Origin of the sequence: Ramlibacter lithotrophicus (assembly GCF_012184415.1) — a bacterium.
Taxonomy (GTDB): domain Bacteria; phylum Pseudomonadota; class Gammaproteobacteria; order Burkholderiales; family Burkholderiaceae_C; genus Ramlibacter; species Ramlibacter lithotrophicus.
The window spans coordinates 738,428-757,993 of sequence record NZ_VTOX01000002.1; the positions used below are offsets into that span (position 1 = coordinate 738,428).

A 19,566-nucleotide genomic window follows, 5' to 3' on the forward strand; every position below is an offset into this window, starting at 1 on the left:
CGCCACCTCACCTAGGGAAAGCACCAGCGCTTTCGGGCGGCCGGTCGGTTGACGTTCGCCCTGGCAAGTCTCTACCCTTGGGCCTCCGTGCCGCGGCTCACTGCCGCGCGCGACAAGAGCAGCCGCGCGCCTTCCGGCGTGCCACTGATTCCGGTCCCAGAACATACGCAGGAGCACCCATGAAGCCAGTGAAGTCCACGAAGATCGTCCTCGCCGCCGCCGCGGGCCTCGCCCTCGCGCTGCCGGCAGCCGCGCAGCAGGTCACGCTCATGACGGGACCGCAAGGCGGCTCGTGGGTTCCGCTGGGCGGGGCGCTCAAGCACATGTGGGAGAAGGCCGTTCCCGGGCTGCAGATCCAGCAGACGCCGGGCGCGGGCATCGCCAACGTGCGCGGCGTCGACGAGGGCAAGGCCCAGATCGGCTTCGCCAACTCCTCGACCACGGTGGACGGACTCGCCGGGCGGGCGCCGTACCCGAAGAAGGTGACGAAGGTCTGCCAGGTGGCCAACCTCTATCCGCAGTACTTCCAGGTGGCGGCGCTCGCCGACGCCAAGGTCAACTCGTACGCCGACCTCAAGGGCAAGACCCTCGTGACGCAGCCCAAGGGCAACACCGCCGAGGCGCTCACCGCCGAGATCCTCAAGCTCAACGGGCTGTCCTACCAGTCGCTGGCCAAGGCGAACTTCCAGGCCTCCTACACCGACGCGGTGGCCCTCATGAAGGACGGCCATGCGCAGGTGATGACGCTCGGCACCACCGCCCCCGCTTCGGCCGTGATGGACCTGGCGAGCGCGCGGGACATGAAGCTGGTGCCGGTGGACGACAAGACGATGGACGCCCTGCGCAAGGAAAACCCGGGCTACCAGAAGCTCACCATCAAGGCCGGGACCTATCCCAAGCAGGACAAGGACGTGCCAGTCATCGGGTATTCGACCCACATCGTGGCCGCGTGCGACCTGCCCGAGGATGCCGTCTACAAGATGACCAAGGCGATGGCGGAGAACGTCGACGCGATGGCCGCAGTGGTCAAGCCGATCGGCGGCCTCACGCCCAAGGCGATGGCGGCGGACATCGGCATCCCGCTCCACAAGGGCGCGGCGAAGTTCTACAAGGAAGCCGGCGCGATCTGAGGTGGCGCACACCCCCGACAGCATTCCGGCCGGCCAGGTCGTTTCCGACGAACTCCCGGCGACGCTGCCCCCCTCGAGGGCGCTCGCCGTGGTGGTCACGCTCGTGGCCGTGGCCATGTCGCTGTTCCACATGTACGTGGCGGCGTTCGGCCCGCCGGAGGCGTTCATCTTCCGCGGCACGCACCTGCTGTTCGCGGTCACCCTGGTGTACCTGCTGTACCCGTTCCGACGCGGGTCCTCGGCCGCATGGCGGGCCGTCGACTTCGCGCTGCTGGCGGCGGGGTGGAGCTTCATCCTCTACCTCTTCTTCAACTACCAGTACATCATCAACCGCATCATCTACATCGACGACCTCACCGTATGGGACAAGATGTTCGCGGTGCTGTGCGTGGTGGTGGTGCTCGATGCCACGCGCCGGGTGATCGGCTGGGCCCTGCCGGTCACCGCCATCCTGTTCCTCGCTTACGCCGTCGTCTTCACGCAGGTGAAGGGACAGGTGCTGCTCGAACAGCTGTATCTCTCCACGGAAGGCATCTTCGGTTCCACGCTGGGCGTTTCGGCCAGCTACGTGATGCTGTTCGTGCTGTTCGGCGCCTTCATGGAAAAGAGCGGCACCGGGCAGCTGTTCATGGACTTCGCGATGTCGATCACCGGCCACACCGCCGGCGGCCCGGGCAAGGTGGCGATCGTTTCGTCCAGCCTGTTCGGCACGGTGTCGGGCAGCGCGGTGGCCAACGTGATGGTCGACGGCCCGATCACGATCCCGCTGATGAAACGCACAGGCTTTCGCGCGCCGTTCGCGGCGGCCGTGGAATCGGTCGCCTCCACGGGCGGCCAGATCATGCCGCCGGTGATGGGCGCGGCCGCCTTCGTGATGGCCGAGTTCCTGGTGGTGCCGTATGCGCAGGTCGCGCTGTGGGCGCTGGTGCCCGCGGTGCTGTACTACATCGGCGTCTTCTTCGCCGTCCACTTCGAGGCCAAGCGCTACAAGCTCGCCGGGGTGCCGCGATCGCAGCTGCCGCGGTTCTGGACCGTGATGCGGGACCGCGGCCACCTGTTCATCCCCATTCTGCTGGTGCTGGTGGGCCTGATCCTGGGCTACTCGGCGCCGCTCGCCGCGCTGGTGGCCGCGCTGGCCTGTCTGCCGATCGCGCTGATGCGGGCGACGACGCGGGCCGGCATCACCTGGCGCAGCGTTCTCGATGCCCTGGTGGACGGCGCGCGCAACACGCTGGCCGTCGCCATGGCCTGCGCGTGCGCCGGCATCGTCATCGGCGTCGTCACCATCACCGGGCTGGGCATCACCTTCACCGAACTGGTGATCGGCCTGTCCAAGAGCTCGCTGGTGCTCGCGCTGGTGCTCACGGCGATGGCCGGCATCATCCTCGGCATGGGCATGCCGACCACGCCGGCTTACATCGTGATGGTGTCGCTGCTGGTGCCGGCCCTGATCAAGCTGGGCGCCGTGACCCCTGCCGCGCACATGTTCGCGTTCTACTTCGCCGTGCTGTCGGCCATCACGCCGCCCGTCGCGCTGGCCGTGTTCGCCGCGGCCGGGCTGGCCAAGGCCGACATGTGGCAGTCCGGCTGGGAGGCCGTCCGGATCGCCGCGCCGACCTACATCGTGCCGTTCATGTTCGTCTACGAACCGTCCCTGCTGCTGATCGGCGACTGGCGCATCTCCCTGATGGCGTTCCTGTCGGCGAGCATCGGCGTGATGTGCTTTGCCGCCGCGCTGCAGGGCTTCCTGGCGGGACGCGACGCGAAGGTGTGGGAACGTGTGCTGCTGCTGGTGGCCGCCCTGCTGCTCATCAAGCCGGGCTACATCACGGACGCGATCGGCCTGACGCTGCTGGCCACCGTGTATCTCAGCAACCGTTTCCTCGGCGCCGGCTCGCGTGCCACGCACCCGGTCGCGGTGGAGAAGACGGCGGAATAGCGCCGGCCGGGCTCAGCGAGCCTGCTGCTGGCTCGCGGCCACGGCCGCGTGGAGCGCGCGCAGGGCGACCTCGGACTGGCGCTGCAGCCTGGTGACCTGCGATTGCAGGACCGCGCGCGCCTTCTCGTCGGAGGCGCCGCAGCGGCCGGCGATCGCGAGCCGCTGCTGCGCAGCGCCGAGCTGGCTGTAGATACGGCTCCACTCGCTCATCTTTCCGCTTGCTGGCTGCATTTCACACTCCGGGGATACATCGTTTGCAGATTGCAAAGATACCTCTGCCATCGGCGCGACGGTAGCTCCTTCGGCTCGACGAGCCAACGTCCTACGCCCACTTTCGGCCTCGTCCTACGGCGGCAAGCGGCAGCGAACACGGCAACCCGTGAATTTGCCGCAGGGGCAGCGCACGACGGCGACGCCCGCCCCGGCCCCCGGCCCCCGGCCCCCCGGCCCCCGGCGTGGTTTAAGGTCTATTTAGGAATCCGTGAGGCAATTTTTCAGAACGGCGACGCCGCTGCGTTCCTAGACTTCCCGCTCCCCAATCCCACCCGGAACGAAAGAGGAAGACGATGAAGATCGATGCCAGGGAACTCGGACAGGTCGCCGCCGTGCAGCCACCGCGATTCGACATGTACGGCGCAATCCACAAGGCGATCCGCGCCTTCATGGCCGACACGCTGGTCGCCGTCGGCCGCATGGACGCCGACGACGCGCCCGAAACCGCCCGCACCGCCGACCGCGTGATGCAATTGCTGGACTTCTGCAGCTCGCACCTGGCGCACGAGAACGGGTTCGTCCACGCGGCGATCGAGGCCCGCGCGCCCGGCGCCAGTGCCGCGATCGCGCACGACCACGAGGAACATGTGCACGAGATCGGCCAGCTGGCCGCCGCGGTCGCGGCGCTCGGCGGTGCGCAGGGACCGCAGCGCCACGCGCTGGCCCAGGCGCTCTACCGGCAGCTGGCCCAGTTCGTCGCCGCCAACTTCCAGCACATGCAGGTCGAGGAGACTGCCCACAACGCGGTGCTGTGGACGCACTACACGGACGAGGAGCTGGTGCGGATCCACGACGCGCTGGTGGCGTCGATTCCGCCCGAGGAAATGATGGTCACGGCGCGGTGGCTCGTGCCGTTCCTCGCCCCGGCCGAGCGCGCTGGCCTGCTGGCCGACATCCGGGCCAAGGCGCCGGCACCGGCGTTCGAGGCCCTCCTCGCGGTCAGCCGGCCGCACCTGACGCAGGCCGAGGACACCAAGCTGGCGCGGGCGCTCAGCCTGCCGTGACCAGCTCCACCGGCCGCTGCACCACCAGCCGGAACCGGCCGCGGCCGGTCTTCTCGATGCGCAGATCCGGCCCGTGCTCGGCCAGCCGCCGCTGCAGGAGCAGCAGGCGCGCTTCCAGGTTGTCGCTGAAGTCGGGCAGCCGCAGCGCCGGGTCCAGCCGCAGCTCGCGGTTGCTGAATTCCGTGCGCCCCTGCGCGACGTGCTCCCGCAGCAGCTTGCACAGGATGGCGCCGGCTACCCCCTTGATGAGGTAGCGGTCGTTGACGAACACGCTGTCGTTGCTCGGGAAATGGCGCACCGCCAGCGGGGCGCCACGGGTAACGTTGGGCTGCGCCACCGGCGCCGGCGTCTCGGCCGGTTCCTCGCCCTGCAGCAGTTCGATCGCGGCGCCCAGGTGGCCTGCGATCGCGACCAGCGCGTCCTCGTCCTCGTAGCTGAAGCGCAGGTCGTCGGGGCTCTCAACGAACAGCACGCCCAGCAGCCGGCGGGCCCACACGACCGGCACGGCCAGCTGGCTGTGCGGCTCGGACAGCCCCGGATAAGGTATTTCGGTGAGGCACTCGACGTCCGGCACCTGCGCCCGCAGGCTGCTGCGCTGCGCATGGCTGTAGAGCGAGGCGCTGGTCATGTAGCCGATGCGCACCGGGCTGCGCTCGCGCGCGGCCACGCCGATGACGCCCTCGCCCACGGCGATCTCGGAACCCACGCCGGACGTGGCGTAGCCGGCGCTCGCCACCGTGTAGAGGCGCTGCGTCGCCGGATCGAGCATCAGCACCATCGCATGTCGCACGCCGAGCAGCTCGGCGAGGCTGGACAGCACGGCGGCCAGCGCCTCGTCCAGCGCCGCGCAGCGGGCCAGGCGCTCGCTGATGCGCCGCACCGCGCCGAGCGTGACGCTGCGAGCCGGCGGCGCCGGCAGCGGATGGCCAGGCACGGCCTCGACCTCCTCCACCTCGTACACGTCGGAGCCGAGCAGCCGGAACACGCCTTGCATCCCGGCGTGCGACGCGATGCCGGCGAGCTGCGCCTTCATGCCTTCGAACAGTGGTCCGCCGGTCTCGGTGCGCAGGTAGCGGATCCGCAACCGGTAGAACTGCGCTGTCACCGGGTGCAGCAGCAGCGCGGTCGCGTGCGGGTTGGCCAGGATGTTCTGGCGCGTCTTGTTGAAAAACTGGAACGACAGCGCCACGTGGCGCTCGTCGACGTAGTACACCTGCGAGATGTACGCGACGTTGGGCATGCCGGCCGCGTCGCAGGTGGCCACCACGGCCGGGACGGCGCCTTCGAAGCAGGCGCGGATCTCGCCGAGCGCCGGCCCCGTCATGCCGGGCCAGCCAGTGCTGCGCCAGCCCGCGGTCCCGGCGTCTGGTCGAAGGCCTGCTCCGGCCGGAAGCTCACGGCCACCACGTCCTCGAGCCGGCACGCGAGCATGGCCCGCGTGAGCTCCGGCGCGAAACCCACCAGCTCGATTTCGCGCTCCATCGCGGCCAGGTAGCGCGCCAGCTGCGGCTGGTCCAGCGCGTCGGCCTGGCGCAGCGCGGCGCTCGACGCCTTCACCTGGATGCTGCGGTGGGTCGACGGCTGCGAGAACACGACGGCGATGCGGCCGTTGGCCGCGATGTCCTGCAGCACCTGCCGCGACTGCGGCCGCGAGAGGTAGACGGTGATCTCGTCGTCGCCGGGTCCGGCACGGCTGCCGACGGCGCGCATCACGCTCGGCCGCAACTGCGCGTCGCGCGACCCGACGATGACCGACACCCCCCGCTCGATCATGGCGAGCAGGTCGGCGGGCAGGCGCAGCGGTTCCATGGATGAATGCTAAAGCTCATGCCGGGCGCCCGCATCGAGCGTATCCCGCTTGCACGCCGCGATGGGTGCTGATAACGGCGGCGCCCGTTTGGCAAGGGGACTTCCCAGACTGCGGCCGCCGCGTGCGTCAGCTATATTGCTTCGCGCAGTCGGGCTCGCGCCCGGAAAGCCTTACCCATGATCCGTGCCGCCATCGTGGGCCTGGGCACCTGGGGCCAGAACCTGGTCCGCAGCGTGCAGGGCTCGAGTCCCGCCATCCAGTTCGTCGCCGCTGCCACCCGCACGCCCGAAAAGTCCCGCGAGTTCGCGCAGTTGCACGGACTGCGGATGCTCCCCGATTACGACGCGGTGCTCGCCGATCCCGGCGTCGACGCCGTGGTGCTCGCGACCCCGCACTCGATGCACACCGAGCAGATCGTTGCGGCCGCGTACGCCGGGAAACATGTGTTCAGCGAGAAGCCGCTGGGCCTCGATGCCGCGAGCGCGCAGCGCGCGGCGCAGGCCTGCGCCGACCGCGGCGTGACGCTCGGCGTCGGCTACAACTGGCGCTTCCAGCCGGCGCTGCAGGCCATCCGGCGCATGATCGACGACGGCTCGCTCGGTCGGGTGCTGCACCTGGAAGGCAACTTCTGCGGTCCGAGCGCGTACCGGTTTCCCAAGGGCCACTGGCGGCACGATCCCGGCGAGGGGCCGGCCGGCGGCATGACCGGGCGCGGCGTGCACGTGATCGACGCGATGCTGTACCTGGCCGGCCACATCGAGCAGGTGACGGCGCAGAGCTTCCGCCTCGCGCAGGACTTCGGCATGGACGACACGACGTCGATGCTGCTGCGGTTCGCCAGCGGCGCCACGGGTTACCTGGGCACCGTCATCGCCACGCCGGAAACCTGGCGCCTGCAGGTGTTCGGCAGCAAGGCATGGGCCGAGGTCGGCGACGTCGAGCACCTGCATACCTGGGACCTGAAGGTCTGCACGCTGGATCCGGAAAACGTGACCGTCAAGCAGCGTCCGGTGGTCCACACCTTCGACAAGACGAGTACCGAGCGCGCCGAACTCGAACACTTCGCGCGGCATGCCGAGCGGCGGCAACCCATCGTGCTGCCCGGCGGCGACGCCGTCCACAACGTCGCGCTGCTGGAGGCGATCATGGGTTCCATCAGGAGCGACGCGCCGGTCCGCCTGGCCTGAATTCCATTGACCCGAGGAGATCCCGGATGCATCACACCACCAGCCGCCGCCTGTTCACGCTCGCCGCCTGCACGCTCGCCCTGGGGCTGGCCCATGCGCAGGCGCCCGCCGCCAGGGACTTCCCGAACAAGCCGATCAAGGTCGTCGTGCCTTCGCCGGCCGGCGGGCCGCCGGACCTGATCCTGCGTGCCATCCTGCCGTCGATGACGGCGACGCTCGGACAGCCGATCGTGGTGGAGAACCGCGCCGGCGCCGGCGGCATGGTCGGCACCGCGCACGTGGCCAAGTTGCCGGCCGACGGCTACACCTGGCTCTTCACCACCGCGTCGCACGTGAACATCCCGCCGTTCAACGAGAACGTCAGCTACGACCCGGTCAAGGATTTCACCCACGTCACGCTGGCGGCCCAGAACTTCGGCCAGGCGCTGGTCGTGCATCCGGGCGTGCCGGCGAAGAACGTGCCGGAGCTGGTCGCCTACGCCAGGAAGAACCCGGGCAAGCTCACCTACGCCAACGCCGGCAACGGCACGGCCAGCCACATCCCGGCGGAGGTCATGAAGAGCATGACCGGCACCGACATCCTCTCGGTGCCCTACAAGGGCATCGTGGAAGCGACCACCGACCTCATCGCCGGGCGCATCGACATCTTCTTCGTCGGCACCAACATCGCGCTGCAGCACGTGCAGAGCGGTCGGCTGCGCGCGCTGGCGCTCACCGGCCGCAAGCGCTGGAAAGGCATGCCGGACGTGCCGACGATGGACGAACAGGGCCTGAAGGGCTTCGACAAGGTCAACTGGTTCGGCCTGTGGCTGCCGGCCGGCGCGCCACCGGAGGTCGTGCAGAAGATCCAAGCGGCCGTCGCCAAGGCGGTGAACGAGTCTGACGTCAGGCAGCAGTTCGACACGCTGGGCCTGGAAGGCGTCGCGATGAAGCCGGACGAGTTCGCCCGCTTCGTGGCCGACGAGCAGCGCTCGGCCCAGGAGATCGCCCGCCGCATCAACACCGGAGCGAAGAAATGACCGAACCGCTGCAGCCCTGGCAGTGGCCGGAGGCGCACTGGCGCGGCATCGTCGACCACGTGCGCGCCGGCCGCGCGCTGCGCCCGGCGCGCTGGCCCGGGGGCGCCCGCTGCGCCGTCGCGCTGTCGTTCGATTCGGACCACGAAACCAACGAATTGCGCGAAGGCGGCGAGTCGATCGGCAAGCTGTCGCAGGGCCAGTACGGCAACCGCCAGGGCGTGCCGCGCATCCTCGACATCCTGCACCGGCACGACGTCCGCGCCAGCTTCTTCGTGCCGGCCGTCACCGCCCTGCTCTATCCCGACGAGCAGCGCCGCATAGCCGCCGAAGGCCACGAGGTGGCGCTGCACGGCTGGATCCACGAGCGCAACTCGGTCCTGCCGGAGGCGGCCGAGCGCGACCTCATGCGGCGCAGCGCCGACGCGCTGGAGCGGACGTCCGGCTCGCGGCCGGTCGGCATCCGCACGCCATCCTGGGATTTCAGTCCGGCGACGCTGGCCATCGCCCGCGACATGGGCCTCATGTACGACTCCTCCTTGATGGCCGACGTCGACTGCTACGAGCTGCTGCTGGAGGGCGAGCCCACCGGCGTCGTGGAACTGCCGGTGGAGTGGATCCGCGACGACGCCGTGTACTTCAACATGAACCGCTTCGCCGGGCTGCGCCCCTACACGCCGCCGGCCGACGTGTTCGACATCTTCCGGCGCGAGCTGGAGGCGGCGTTCGCCGAAGGAGGGATCTTCCAGCTGACGATGCATCCGCACATCAGCGGCTACCGCTCGCGGATCTGGATCCTCGAGGAACTGATCCGCCATGCGAAGAGCCTGGGACCCGTCTGGTTCGCCACCCACGCGGACGTGGTGCGCCACGCGAAAGCCAACCCATGATGCACGACGACAACTTCTCCAACGCGCAGGTGGTGCGCAAGACGGTGATCGCCACCGAGGCCGGCGTGGTCGCCTCGCAGCACAGGAAGGCGGCGCAGGTCGGCGCCGCCGTGCTGGCGGCGGGCGGCGATGCCGTCGACGCGGCGGTCGCCACCTCCTTCGCCCTCGGCGTGGTCGAACCCTGGATGAGCGGCCTCGCCGCCGGCGGCTGCATGGTGCTGTGGCGCGCCGATGAGCGCCGCGCGCACGTCGTCAACTACGGCATGCGTTCGCCGCGCGAGCTCGATCCGAAGGACTATCCCCTGAGCGGCGCCGGCCGCAACACCGACCTCTTTCCCTGGGAGTCCGTCGTCGGCGACCGCAACGTGCAAGGCGCGACCGCCGTCGCCGTGCCCGGCGTCGTCTCGGGCATGGGATTGGCGCACGGACGCTACGGCCGCAAGGAATGGCGCGAGCTGCTGGGCCCCGCCATCGCGCTCGCGCAGGACGGGCTGCTGGTGGACTGGTATTCCGGGCTGGTGACGGCCTCGACCGCCAGGGCGCTGTCGCTCGATCCCGATGCCGCCGCGATGTTCCTCGACGAGGGACGCTGGCCGATCATGGGAGCGTGGACCACCACCGCCGAACGCCACCTCGACCAGCGCGCGCTTGCCGCCAGCCTCCGCCAGGTGGCCGACGGTGGACCGCGGGCGCTGTACGAAGGCGCGCTGGCCAGGGCCCTGGTCGCCGACGTGCGCGCCAAGGGCGGCAGCCTGAGCGAGGAGGATCTCGCCGCCTACCAGGCCGAATGGGCCGAGCCGCTGGCGATCCCGTACCGCGGCGGCCATGTGTATGCCGCGCCGGGCCTGACCGGGGGGCCGACGTTCGCGCAGGCGCTGCGGCTCCTCGAAGAACGCCTGCCGGCCGGCGGCCGCGGTCCTGATGCGCAGGCGTACCGGGCGCTCGCGCGTTCGCTGGACGAGGCATTCCGGGCGCGCCTGTCGGGCATGGGCGACCACGAATCCGCGAAAGCCCCGGGCTGCACCACGCATTTCAGCGTGGTCGACCGCCACGGCAACATGTGCGCCGTGACGCAGACGCTGCTGTCGATCTTCGGCTCGCGCGTGGTGTCGCCGGCCACCGGCATCCTGTTGAACAACGGCATCATGTGGTTCGACCCGGAGCAGGGCAAGCCCAATTCGCTCGGTCCCGCCAAGCGCGTGCTGGCCAATTACTGCCCGGTGGTGGGCGTGGCCGCTGACGGGCGCCAGTTCGCGCTGGGAGCCTCGGGCGGCCGCAAGATCCTGGGCGCGGTGCTGCAACTGAGCTCGTTCCTGGTCGACCACGGCATGAGCCTGGAGGCCGCTTTCCACCAGCCGCGCATCGACGTGAGCGGCAGCGGGCAGGTCACCGCCGACCAGTCGCTCGCGCCGGAGATTCTGCAGGCGCTGGCGCAGGAGATGCCGACCGCCACGACCCGGCGCACGGTGTTCCCGTATGCGTTCGCGTGTCCGGCGGGCGTCCTGCGCGAGGACGGCCGCAACATGGGATGCACCGAGGTCATGTCGCCGTGGGGCGACGCGGTGGCCGGCTGAATTCCCTGCCGATGGGAGGGCGCCCCGTGCGGGCACTGCGGCGCGAGCGGAGACAATCGGCGTTCACCCCATCGAGAAGACCAATGTCCAACAACTGGAAGTTCGAAACCCTGTCGGTCCACGCCGGCTACTCCCCCGATCCGACCACCCGCGCCGCAGTGCCGCCGATCTACCAGACCGTCGCCTACTCGTTCGACAGCGCGCAGCATGGCGCCGACCTGTTCGACCTGAAGGTGCCCGGCAACATCTACACGCGGATCATGAATCCGACCCAGGACGTGCTGGAACAGCGCGTCGCGGCGCTGGAAGGCGGCATCGCCGCGCTGGCCGTGGCCTCGGGCATGGCCGCGATCACCGCAGCGATCCAGACGATCGCCGAGGCCGGCGACAACATCGTGTCGGCCAGTACCTTGTACGGTGGCACCTTCAACCTGTTCGCGCACACCTTCCCACAGCAGGGCATCGAGGTGCGCTTCGCCGACCCGTCCCGGCCGCAGGATTTCGCCGCGCTGATCGACGAACGCACCAAGGCCGTGTTCTGCGAGTCGATCGGCAACCCGCTGGGCAACGTCACCGACATCGCCGCGCTGGCCCAGGTGGCGCACGCGGCCGGCGTGCCGCTGATCGTCGACAACACGGTGCCGAGCCCCTACCTGTGCCGCCCGTTCGAGCATGGCGCCGACATCGTCGTGCACTCGCTCACCAAGTACCTTGGCGGCCACGGCAACAGCGTCGGCGGCGCCATCGTCGACAGCGGCAAGTTTCCCTGGGCGCAGCACAAGGCGCGCTTCCGGCGCCTGAACGAGCCCGACGTCAGCTACCACGGCGTCGTCTATACCGAAGCGCTCGGCGCCGCCGCCTACATCGGGCGGGCCCGCGTGGTGCCGCTGCGCAACATGGGCGCGGCGATCTCGCCGTTCAACGCCTGGCAGATCCTGCAGGGCATCGAGACGCTGGCGCTGCGCATGGACCGCATCGGCGACAACGCGCTCGCGATCGCGCGGCACCTGAAGGCCAGCCCGCGCGTGAAGTGGGTCAACTACGCGGGGCTGCCGGACCATCCGCAGCATGCCCTGGCCGTGAAGTACCTGGGCGGCCGTGCCTCCGGCATCCTGACCTTCGGCGTCGACGGCGGCCGCGCCGCCGGCGAGCGTTTCCTCGACGCGCTGCAGCTGTTCACGCGGCTGGTCAACATCGGCGACGCGCGGTCGCTGGCCACCCACCCGGCTTCGACGACACACCGCCAGCTGTCCCCGCAGGAGCTGGCGCAGGCGGGCGTGTCGGAGGAGACCGTGCGGCTGTCGATCGGCATCGAGCACGTCGACGACCTGATCGCCGACCTGGACCAGGCGATCGCGAAAGCCTGAGGCCAGGACCTGGCAGTCCCAAAGAGAAAGGGGGCGAAAGCCCCCCTTCAATCCCCTCTCCCGCGGCCTTGAGGCCGCTCGTCCCGCCGTCGGTTCAGTGCACGCGCACGTCGAAGCGGTGCTTCAGTTCCTCGAGATCGGTGATGCGGATATGGCGCTTGTCGACTTCCAGCAGGCCCTGCTGCTGGAAGGCGGAGAAGGCGCGGCTCACCGTCTCGAGCTTCATGCCCAGGTAGCTGCCGATCTCCGCGCGGCTCATGCGCAGGTGGAACTCGCGGTCCGAATAGCCGCGCGCGGCGTAGCGCTGCGACAGGTTCAGCAGGAACGCGGCCAGCCGCTCCTCGGCGTTCATGCTCCCGAGCAGCATCATCAGGCTGTGCTCGCGCAGGATCTCGCGGCTCATCATGCGGCTGACGATGTGCTGCATGCCGGCGGTGCTGATCGCCAGGTCGGCCAGCGCCGTGTACGAGATGGCGCAGACCTCGGTGTCCTCCAGCGCCATGGTGGCGCTGGCATGGCGGCCCTGCGCCACGCCGTCCAGGCCCACCAGCTCACCGGCGATGTGGAAGCCGCTGACCTGCTCGCGCCCGTCCGACAGGATCAGGCTCGACTTGAGCGTGCCGAAGCGCACCGCGTACAGGTGCGTGAACTTGTCGCCCTCGCGGTACAGCGTCTCGCCGGCCTTGATCTTGCGGCGCGTGAAGCCCAGGTTGTCCAGCCGGGTGAGGTCGACGTCGTTCATGCCGCAGGGCAGGCACAGCTCGCGCAGGTGGCAGGTGGAGCATTGCGTCTTCATCTGCGCCACGGGGGCGCGAACGCCCGCGCTGGCGGCGGCGGGGATGAACTGGATGGAGCGGGCTTCCAAGGCGGCGGTGGACATCGTTGTTCTCCTGGGGGGTTCTCTAGTGAATCTGCGAGGCGCGCTCGACGGCGGCGGGCAACTGGTCGAATTCGGTGGTCTTGTCCAGGAAGCGCAGGGCGCCTTCGCCCAGGTAGCGCTTGCGGTAGGCCGGCGCGGCGTTGTTGCTGAAGACCACGAACGCGATGCCCGGCTCGGCCTGGCGCACCGCACGCAGCACTTCGAGGCCCGACCCGCCTTCCAGCTGGACGTCCAGCACCACCACGTCGGGGCGCGACGCCAGGATGCCGGCGATCGAATCCTGCGGCGTCGGGGCGTGGCCGACCACGTCCATGGCCTGGGCCTCGAGCATCGCGGCAACGCGCTCGCGGATCATCGCCGAATCCTCGGCGATGAACACTTTCACGGGGGAGCTGCTTGCTGCTGTCATGGCGTTACTGTCGCAGGTGCCGCCGGCCGGGAACATCGGTCGCGGCTGAATCGGGGCCTCGGACTCGGCCTGAACGTGCACCCTCCTGCGGGCCGGGGTGCGGCTAGGAATATTCCGAGGCCGGCCGCAGGCGGGGGCGCTATCCGCGCGGTTGCGACGGCGCCTCCGGGCGGCATTTCAGGGGGAAACGGCGCTGTGCGGGGCGCCGGGCCGGCGCCTGGGAATATTCCGAGCCCGCCCGACGGGGCGGCGCCGGCGGCCTGCCCGCGGCACGCCCGCTGCGCCGCAGCAATGTCTGCTTGTAGGACACCAGCGACGCTGCGGGTAGGACGATGCGCACAGCCATGGTGGAAAACGTTGTGGATAAGCGGGTCTCCACCCTCCGAGAAGCGGCGTGGAATCTGCGTCTCGACAAAGTGCGTAAAAAAGCGGCAAAAACGGCCGCATCGGATGAGCTGGAGACTGACCCACGATGCTGGACAGATGGCGTGCTGCGGCGAAAATGCGCGCGACATGGCGCACATCCTGATCCTCTACTCCACCACCGACGGGCACACGCTCAAGATCTGCCAGCGACTGCAGCAGGTCATCGAGCAGGAAGGGCCGCGGGTGACGCTGAAGTGCCTCGACGAGGACCCCGGCCTGGACATCGCGCCCTACGACAAGGTGGTGGTCGGCGCGCGCATCCGCTACGGCAAGCACACGCCGCAGCTGTTCGAGTTCGGCCGCACCCATCGCGCAGCGCTGGATGCGAAGCCGAATGCGTTCTTCACGGTGAACGTGGTCGCCCGCAAGCCGGAAAAGAACACGCCGGCGACCAACCCCTACATGCGCAAGTTCCTCGCCCGGAGCGCGTGGCAGCCCAGGACGCTCGGGGTGTTCGCGGGGCGCATCAATTACGCGCGCTACCGCTTCTGGGACCGGCAGGTGATCCGCTTCATCATGTGGCTGACCAAGGGTCCCACGGATCCGGCGACCGATGTCGAGTTCACCGACTGGCCGCAGGTGGACGCCTTCGGCCGCACGGTCGCGCGCATGTAGCGGCGGCACTGTCGGCCCGGTCGCTTTCCCCGCTGGAGGTCCGCCGGCGTTAGAGTCGGCGCTTCGATCAAGGGAGACCCACCATGCGAACGCATTCCATGACGTTTTCGGCGCTGGCGGCGTCGGCCGTGCTGGCGCTGGCCGGCTGTGCCACGCCCGCGGGACCCGCGGCGACCGCCGTGCTGCAACCGACCACGGGCAACCAGGCCAGCGGGACGGTGCATTTCGTACAGCGCGGATCGGTGGTCCGCGTGAGCGGAGAGGTGCGTGGGCTCAAGCCCAACGCCGAGCACGGCTTCCACGTCCATGAAAAAGGCGACTGCACCAGCGGCGACGGGATGAGCGCCGGCGGCCACTTCAATCCCGACGGCAGGCCGCACGGCCGGCCCGGCATGGGCGCGCACCACGTCGGCGACCTGCCCAGCCTGAAGGCCGACGCGCGCGGCGTGGCCAAGGTCGATTTCGAGTCGGCCGCGCTGCGCTTGCGCGAAGGCGCGGCCAACATCGTCGGCCGCGGCCTGATCGTGCACCGCGATCCCGATGACTACGCGAGCCAGCCGGCCGGCAACGCCGGACCGCGACTGGCCTGCGCGGTGATCACGAACGCCTGACCAGCTCTTCGGCCCGGGCCAGGTCGGCGGTCGTGTCGATGTCGGTCACGATCCCGGCATCGTCGACTTCGAGGGCGAGCACCCGGCCGGCCGCCGCATGGGCCCGCACGATCGCAGCGGCGCCGTGCTCTCCGGCAAGCGCCGCCAGCGCGTCGCCGCAATCGGCCGCAAAGCCGACCGGATGGCCACGCTGCCCGCGGTACCGGGGGACGACGACGGACTGTCCGGCCAGCGCTGCGGCGACGGCGCGCAGGGTTTCTGGCAGGACCAGCGGCAGATCCCCGGGCAGCACCAGCCAGCCGGCGGCCCCGCGCGTGGCGCGCACGGCTGCCGCGATGGAGTCGCCCATGCCAGGGTGCGGGGCCGACTCGAGGTGCCAGGCCAGCCCGCTGGCCCGTACCGCGTCCAACGTGCGCTGCAGCACCGGGACGCCACCGAGCAGCGCCTGCAGCTTCGCGCCGCCGCCGCCCGAGGCAGCGAAGCGCTCGCCGCGGCCGGACGCGAGCACCAGCACGACCGGCGCGCTCATGGCAGGCGAGGTTCAGGCGACGCTGCAGCCCGGCGCGCTGGCCGTCTGCGCCACCGAGTTCTTGCACTCGATGATCTGCGCCAGGATGGAAACGGCGATTTCGGCGGGCGTCCTGGCGCCGATGCGCAGGCCCACCGGGCCGTGCAGGCGCGCGAGCTCGGCTTCGGTAAGGCCGAAGTGTTCGGCCAGGCGTTCCTTGCGCCTGGCCTGGTTGCGCGACGAGCCCAGCGCGCCGACGTAGAACGCGCCGGAGCGCAGCGCCTCCAGCAGCGCCATGTCGTCGAGCTTGGGATCGTGCGTCAACGCGACGATGGCGGTGTGCAGGTCCGGCTGCAGGTCGCGCACCGCGTCGTCGGGCATGCCGGCGACGCGCACGGCGCCCGGGACGTCCAGCGTCGTGGCGTATTCCTCGCGCGGGTCGCAGACCAGCACCTCGAAGTCCAGCAGCTGGGCCATCTGCGCCACCGCCTGGGAGAGCTGCCCGGCACCCACCAGCAGGATCCGCCAGCGCGGGCCGAACAACGTGGTGAGCCTGCTGCCGTCGAAGGCCATGCGCGCATCGCGGCTCGCGCCGGACAGCTGCACTTCGCCGGTCGCCAGCGTCAGCGTGCGCGCCACCAGTTCGTGCGCCGCCGTGCGGGCCAGCAGCTGCCCGACCCACGCCGTGTCGATGAGGGGTTCCTGCACCAGCCGCAAGGTGCCGCCGCACGGCAGGCCGAAGCGCGCGGCCTCCTCCTTGCTGACGCCGTAGGCGATCATGGACGGCAGCCGGGTGCGCTCGCCGGCCTTGACGCGGGCGATCAGGTCGTCCTCGACGCATCCGCCGGAAACCGAACCGCTGACGACACCGTCGTCGCGCACCGCCAGCAGCGCGCCCGGCGGGCGCGGCGCACTGCCCCAGGTCTCGACCACCGTCACCAGCGTCACGCCGTGGCCGCCGCGCCGCCACGCGAGGGCGTCGGTCAGCACGCGAAGGTCCAGGCTTTCCATGCGGGCGCACTCCTTGAACAACTCGTCCACTGTAAGCCATCCGGGTCGCGGATGCGAGAATCGCCCCATGGCCACCTCCTCCAGGCAACTCGCGGATTTGCGGAAAAGCTACGAACGTGCGGAATTGAGCGAAGACGCGTCCCACGCCGACCCGCTGCTGCAGTTCGAGCAGTGGCTCGGCGAGGCGATCAGCGCGCAGATCCCGGAGCCGAACGCGATGACGGTCGCCACCGTGGGCAGTGACCTGCGCCCCAGCACGCGCGTCGTCCTGATCAAGGGTTGCGATCACCGCGGCATCGTCTGGTACACCAACTATGACAGCCGCAAGGGCCAGGAACTGGCCGGCAATCCGTACGCGGCGCTGCAGTTCCACTGGGTCGAGCTCGAACGGGTGGTGCGCATCGAGGGCCGCGTGGGCAGGACGAGCGGTGAGGAAAGCGACGCCTATTACGCCAGCCGTCCGCTCGACTCGCGCATCGGCGCCTGGGCCAGCCCGCAGAGCCAGGTCATCGAGGACCGCGGCGTCCTGGTGAAGAACGCGGCGCGCTATGGCGCGCAGTACCTGCTGCATCCGCCGCGACCGCCGCACTGGGGCGGCTTCCGGCTCGTGCCGGACCGCTGGGAGTTCTGGCAGGGCCGCAAGAGCCGTTTGCACGACCGCCTGCGCTACCGGCTGGACGGCGGCGCCTGGGTGCGCGAGCGCCTCGCGCCCTGAGGCCACCGCGTCAGAGCAGGGGCGCCAGCGACAGCACCAGCGCCACGGTGCCCAGCGCGAGCAGTGTCGACAGCCCGACGCTCGCCGTGACGAGGTCCTCCGCGACCCGGTAGCGCTGCGAGAACAGGAACACGTTGGCGCCGATCGGCAGCGACGCCACCACTACCATCACGGCCAGCGGCACGCCGCTCAATCCGAGCAGCCAGCCGGCGGCCGCGACCAGGAGCGGATGCAACAGGTTCTTGACGGCCGACAGCGCCAGCGCCCCGCGCCAGTGCACGCTCCACGAGGTCGCCGCCAGCGTGAGCCCCACCAGGATCAGCGACATGGGGGTGAAGGCGCCGGCCAGCAGTTCCAGCGGCCGCGCGACCACCGGCGGCAACGACCAGCCGGTCTGCGCAAACAGCAGCGCCGCCACGATCGGCAGCGGCACCGGATGCAGCAGCGAATTGCGCAACGCGGTGAGTACCGTGGCCACCGGGTGCCGCGCCTGCCCGCCGGCCGCGGCCTCGCGCATCACCGCCAGTTCCAGCACCAGTGTCGCGCTGGTGAGCAGGACGACGGTGTGCACCGTGTAGAGCGTGAAAAGCGTCACCAGCCCCGGCTCGCCCCAGGCGAGCGCCACCAGCGGCGTGCCGATCATCACCGTGTTGCCGAAGGTGGTGGCCAGCGCCAGCACCGCCGAGCGCCGGCTGAAGCCGCACGCGAGCAGCGTGCCCGCGAAGATCACCAGCACGGCCAGGAAGTAAGCGGCTACCGGCCGGAAGTCGAGGTCCTGCACCTGCACCCGGCTCATGGTCCGGAACAGCAGCGCCGGCGTGAGCACCAGGAACACGAGGTTGGACAGCTCCTTGACCGAAGCCGGCCCCACCCAGCGCAGGCGCGCCACCAGCGCGCCGAGCGCGACCAGCACCACAACGGGCGCCAGCGCGGACAGGACCGGATTCACTCAGGCGCCGTCGCGGTCAACGCAGGACGCTCGCCTGCAGCGACGACAGCACGATGGACACCACCTGCAGCGCCACCAGGAACGCCAGCGGCGACAGGTCGATGCCGCCGACCAGCGGGATCAGGCGCCGCCACGGGCGAAGCAGCGGCGCGGCCAGGCGGTCGACGACGTCGGCCATGGGCGAATCGGCGTTCACCCACGACAGCACGGCGTAGACGATCACCAGCGCCGTCAGCGCCGACACCACGAGGCGCAGCAGCTCGAACAGCGCCAGCAGCGGCACCATCGCGCCGCCGCCGCCGCCCGCCAGCAACCACAGGATCGCAACCTGCGCCAGCTGGAACACGTAGGCCGCCACCAGGCTGGCCGTGTCGACGCGGCGCACCGCCGGCAGCACGCGGCGCAGCGGCAGCACGATCCAGTCGGTGAGCGCGAAGACGAAACGGCCGACCGGATTGCCGAAGGGCACCCGCTGGTACTGCATGTACAGCCGCAGCAGGCAGGTGCCGCCGAGCAGGCCCGCCGCGACGTCCAGCAGGAAGGAAAGGATTTGATAGCCCATACGGTCCCGGAAAGTGGCTCGTGGGATGATAGCGGGCCAGCCCACGCCAATCCGATGCCTCCAGTCCTCACCCTGCGGTCGCTGCCGCTGTTTCCCCTGGGCACGGTGCTCTTTCCCGACGGGATCCTGCCGCTGCGGATCTTCGAAGTGCGCTACCTCGACATGATCCGCCGCTGCCAGCGCGCCGGGGCGCCGTTCGGCGTCGTCTGCCTGACGCAGGGCAGCGAAGTGCGCCAGCCGGGGGCGACCGAGGCTTTCCATTCCGTGGGCACGCTGGCCACCGTGACGCGCCTGGAAACGCCGCAACCCGGGCTGCTGGTGATCCGCGCCAGCGGCACGCAGCGCTTCCGCATCACGTCACGCGAGCAGCTGAAACACGGGCTGTGGGTCGGGGATGTCGAACGCCTGCCGCCGGACCAGGCGGTGCCGGTGCCGCCCGACCTGCAACCGACGGCCGATGCGCTGGGCAAGCTGATCGAGTCGCTGCAGCAACGCGCCGGCGCCGACGGCGAGCTGCCGTTGCAGGAGCCGTGGCGGCTCCAGGACTGCGGCTGGGTCGCCAACCGCTGGTGCGAACTGCTGCCGCTGCCGGTCGAGATGAAGCAGCGGCTGATGGAACTGGACAACCCCCTGCTGCGGCTGGAGCTGGTCGGCGACGTGCTCGCGCGCACCGGCATTGCCAGCTCGTAG

General features: G+C 70.1%; 21 protein-coding genes. 12 read left to right on the forward strand and 9 right to left on the reverse strand.

Going from position 1 to position 19,566, the window contains the following annotated elements:
• Positions 1 to 179 precede the first annotated feature (179 nt).
• Entirely contained in the window at positions 180 to 1,130 is a 951-nt protein-coding gene (locus RAMLITH_RS09660; RefSeq protein WP_168107141.1) for a TAXI family TRAP transporter solute-binding subunit, read from the forward strand.
• 1 nt (position 1,131) lies between these two features.
• Positions 1,132 to 3,069, forward strand: a complete 1,938-nt coding sequence (locus RAMLITH_RS09665; RefSeq protein ID WP_202883256.1) for a TRAP transporter fused permease subunit — start codon at positions 1,132 to 1,134, stop codon at positions 3,067 to 3,069.
• A gap of 12 nt (positions 3,070 to 3,081) precedes the next feature.
• Here the strand turns inward: RAMLITH_RS09665 and RAMLITH_RS09670 are convergent, their stop codons facing one another.
• Positions 3,082 to 3,300 carry a hypothetical protein gene (locus RAMLITH_RS09670; protein ID WP_168107142.1) on the reverse strand — a complete coding sequence of 73 codons (219 nt, stop codon included), beginning with the start codon at positions 3,298 to 3,300 and terminating at the stop codon, positions 3,082 to 3,084.
• Between the two features lie 335 nt (positions 3,301 to 3,635).
• On the opposite strand from RAMLITH_RS09670, the gene RAMLITH_RS09675 reads away from it, so the two are divergent.
• Positions 3,636 to 4,346 (forward strand): hemerythrin domain-containing protein, encoded by a 711-nt coding sequence (locus RAMLITH_RS09675; protein WP_168107143.1) that lies wholly within the window; start codon positions 3,636 to 3,638, stop codon positions 4,344 to 4,346.
• Here the strand turns inward: RAMLITH_RS09675 and RAMLITH_RS09680 are convergent.
• Together RAMLITH_RS09680 and RAMLITH_RS09685 are read right to left on the reverse strand one after the other, a co-directional pair.
• Positions 4,333 to 5,670, reverse strand: a complete 1,338-nt coding sequence (locus tag RAMLITH_RS09680; RefSeq protein ID WP_168107144.1) for a GAF domain-containing protein — start codon at positions 5,668 to 5,670, stop codon at positions 4,333 to 4,335. The two genes, RAMLITH_RS09675 and RAMLITH_RS09680, sit on opposite strands and share 14 nt — an antisense overlap.
• Positions 5,667 to 6,155 carry a pyridoxamine 5'-phosphate oxidase family protein gene (locus RAMLITH_RS09685; RefSeq protein ID WP_168107145.1) on the reverse strand — a complete coding sequence of 163 codons (489 nt, stop codon included), beginning with the start codon at positions 6,153 to 6,155 and terminating at the stop codon, positions 5,667 to 5,669. Before RAMLITH_RS09685 ends, RAMLITH_RS09680 begins: the two co-directional genes overlap by 4 nt.
• Before the next feature lie 177 nt (positions 6,156 to 6,332).
• Between RAMLITH_RS09685 and RAMLITH_RS09690 the strand changes: the two genes are divergently transcribed.
• From RAMLITH_RS09690 to RAMLITH_RS09710, 5 genes are all read left to right on the forward strand, one after another.
• Entirely contained in the window at positions 6,333 to 7,343 is a 1,011-nt protein-coding gene (locus RAMLITH_RS09690) for a Gfo/Idh/MocA family protein (RefSeq protein ID WP_168107146.1), read from the forward strand.
• Positions 7,344 to 7,369: 26 nt separating this feature from the next.
• A complete protein-coding gene (locus tag RAMLITH_RS09695; protein ID WP_168107147.1) occupies positions 7,370 to 8,362 on the forward strand; it encodes a Bug family tripartite tricarboxylate transporter substrate binding protein in 993 nt (330 codons plus the stop codon).
• The gene (locus tag RAMLITH_RS09700; RefSeq protein ID WP_168107148.1) at positions 8,359 to 9,249 is read left to right on the forward strand and encodes a polysaccharide deacetylase family protein; all 891 of its coding nucleotides are present in this window, start codon (positions 8,359 to 8,361) and stop codon (positions 9,247 to 9,249) included. The genes RAMLITH_RS09695 and RAMLITH_RS09700 overlap by 4 nt, the downstream gene beginning before the upstream one ends.
• Positions 9,246 to 10,823 carry a gamma-glutamyltransferase gene (locus RAMLITH_RS09705; protein ID WP_238344090.1) on the forward strand — a complete coding sequence of 526 codons (1,578 nt, stop codon included), beginning with the start codon at positions 9,246 to 9,248 and terminating at the stop codon, positions 10,821 to 10,823. Before RAMLITH_RS09700 ends, RAMLITH_RS09705 begins: the two co-directional genes overlap by 4 nt.
• A gap of 83 nt (positions 10,824 to 10,906) precedes the next feature.
• Entirely contained in the window at positions 10,907 to 12,190 is a 1,284-nt protein-coding gene (locus RAMLITH_RS09710; RefSeq protein ID WP_168107149.1) for an O-acetylhomoserine aminocarboxypropyltransferase/cysteine synthase family protein, read from the forward strand.
• 94 nt (positions 12,191 to 12,284) lie between these two features.
• On the opposite strand, the gene fnr is transcribed toward RAMLITH_RS09710, so the two are convergent.
• Both fnr and RAMLITH_RS09720 read right to left on the reverse strand, forming a co-directional pair.
• Positions 12,285 to 13,070 (reverse strand): fumarate/nitrate reduction transcriptional regulator Fnr, encoded by a 786-nt coding sequence (gene fnr, locus RAMLITH_RS09715; RefSeq protein WP_168107150.1) that lies wholly within the window; start codon positions 13,068 to 13,070, stop codon positions 12,285 to 12,287.
• Between the two features lie 22 nt (positions 13,071 to 13,092).
• Entirely contained in the window at positions 13,093 to 13,479 is a 387-nt protein-coding gene (locus tag RAMLITH_RS09720; RefSeq protein WP_168107151.1) for a response regulator, read from the reverse strand.
• A gap of 513 nt (positions 13,480 to 13,992) precedes the next feature.
• Between RAMLITH_RS09720 and hemG the strand changes: the two genes are divergently transcribed.
• The gene (gene hemG, locus RAMLITH_RS09725) at positions 13,993 to 14,520 is read left to right on the forward strand and encodes a menaquinone-dependent protoporphyrinogen IX dehydrogenase (RefSeq protein ID WP_168107152.1); all 528 of its coding nucleotides are present in this window, start codon (positions 13,993 to 13,995) and stop codon (positions 14,518 to 14,520) included.
• An 83-nt stretch (positions 14,521 to 14,603) separates the two neighbouring features.
• A complete protein-coding gene (locus RAMLITH_RS09730; protein ID WP_168107153.1) occupies positions 14,604 to 15,131 on the forward strand; it encodes a superoxide dismutase family protein in 528 nt (175 codons plus the stop codon).
• On the opposite strand, the gene RAMLITH_RS09735 is transcribed toward RAMLITH_RS09730, so the two are convergent.
• Together RAMLITH_RS09735 and RAMLITH_RS09740 are read right to left on the reverse strand one after the other, a co-directional pair.
• Positions 15,118 to 15,660 carry a nucleotidyltransferase family protein gene (locus RAMLITH_RS09735; protein WP_168107154.1) on the reverse strand — a complete coding sequence of 181 codons (543 nt, stop codon included), beginning with the start codon at positions 15,658 to 15,660 and terminating at the stop codon, positions 15,118 to 15,120. The two genes, RAMLITH_RS09730 and RAMLITH_RS09735, sit on opposite strands and share 14 nt — an antisense overlap.
• A 12-nt stretch (positions 15,661 to 15,672) precedes the next feature.
• A complete protein-coding gene (locus RAMLITH_RS09740) occupies positions 15,673 to 16,650 on the reverse strand; it encodes an XdhC family protein (RefSeq protein ID WP_168107155.1) in 978 nt (325 codons plus the stop codon).
• Between the two features lie 67 nt (positions 16,651 to 16,717).
• Here RAMLITH_RS09740 and pdxH point away from each other — a divergent pair, with 67 nt between their 5' ends.
• On the forward strand, positions 16,718 to 17,365 hold the full coding sequence (gene pdxH / locus RAMLITH_RS09745) for a pyridoxamine 5'-phosphate oxidase (RefSeq protein ID WP_168107156.1): 648 nt from the start codon (positions 16,718 to 16,720) through the stop codon (positions 17,363 to 17,365).
• 10 nt (positions 17,366 to 17,375) lie between these two features.
• Here pdxH and RAMLITH_RS09750 read toward each other — a convergent pair whose 3' ends face one another.
• Complete coding sequence (locus RAMLITH_RS09750) at positions 17,376 to 18,314, reverse strand: AEC family transporter (protein ID WP_168107157.1); 939 nt, start codon at positions 18,312 to 18,314, stop codon at positions 17,376 to 17,378.
• Between the two features lie 16 nt (positions 18,315 to 18,330).
• Positions 18,331 to 18,876 carry a YggT family protein gene (locus RAMLITH_RS09755; RefSeq protein ID WP_168107158.1) on the reverse strand — a complete coding sequence of 182 codons (546 nt, stop codon included), beginning with the start codon at positions 18,874 to 18,876 and terminating at the stop codon, positions 18,331 to 18,333.
• A gap of 54 nt (positions 18,877 to 18,930) precedes the next feature.
• On the opposite strand from RAMLITH_RS09755, the gene RAMLITH_RS09760 reads away from it, so the two are divergent.
• Complete coding sequence (locus tag RAMLITH_RS09760) at positions 18,931 to 19,566, forward strand: LON peptidase substrate-binding domain-containing protein (RefSeq protein ID WP_168107159.1); 636 nt, start codon at positions 18,931 to 18,933, stop codon at positions 19,564 to 19,566.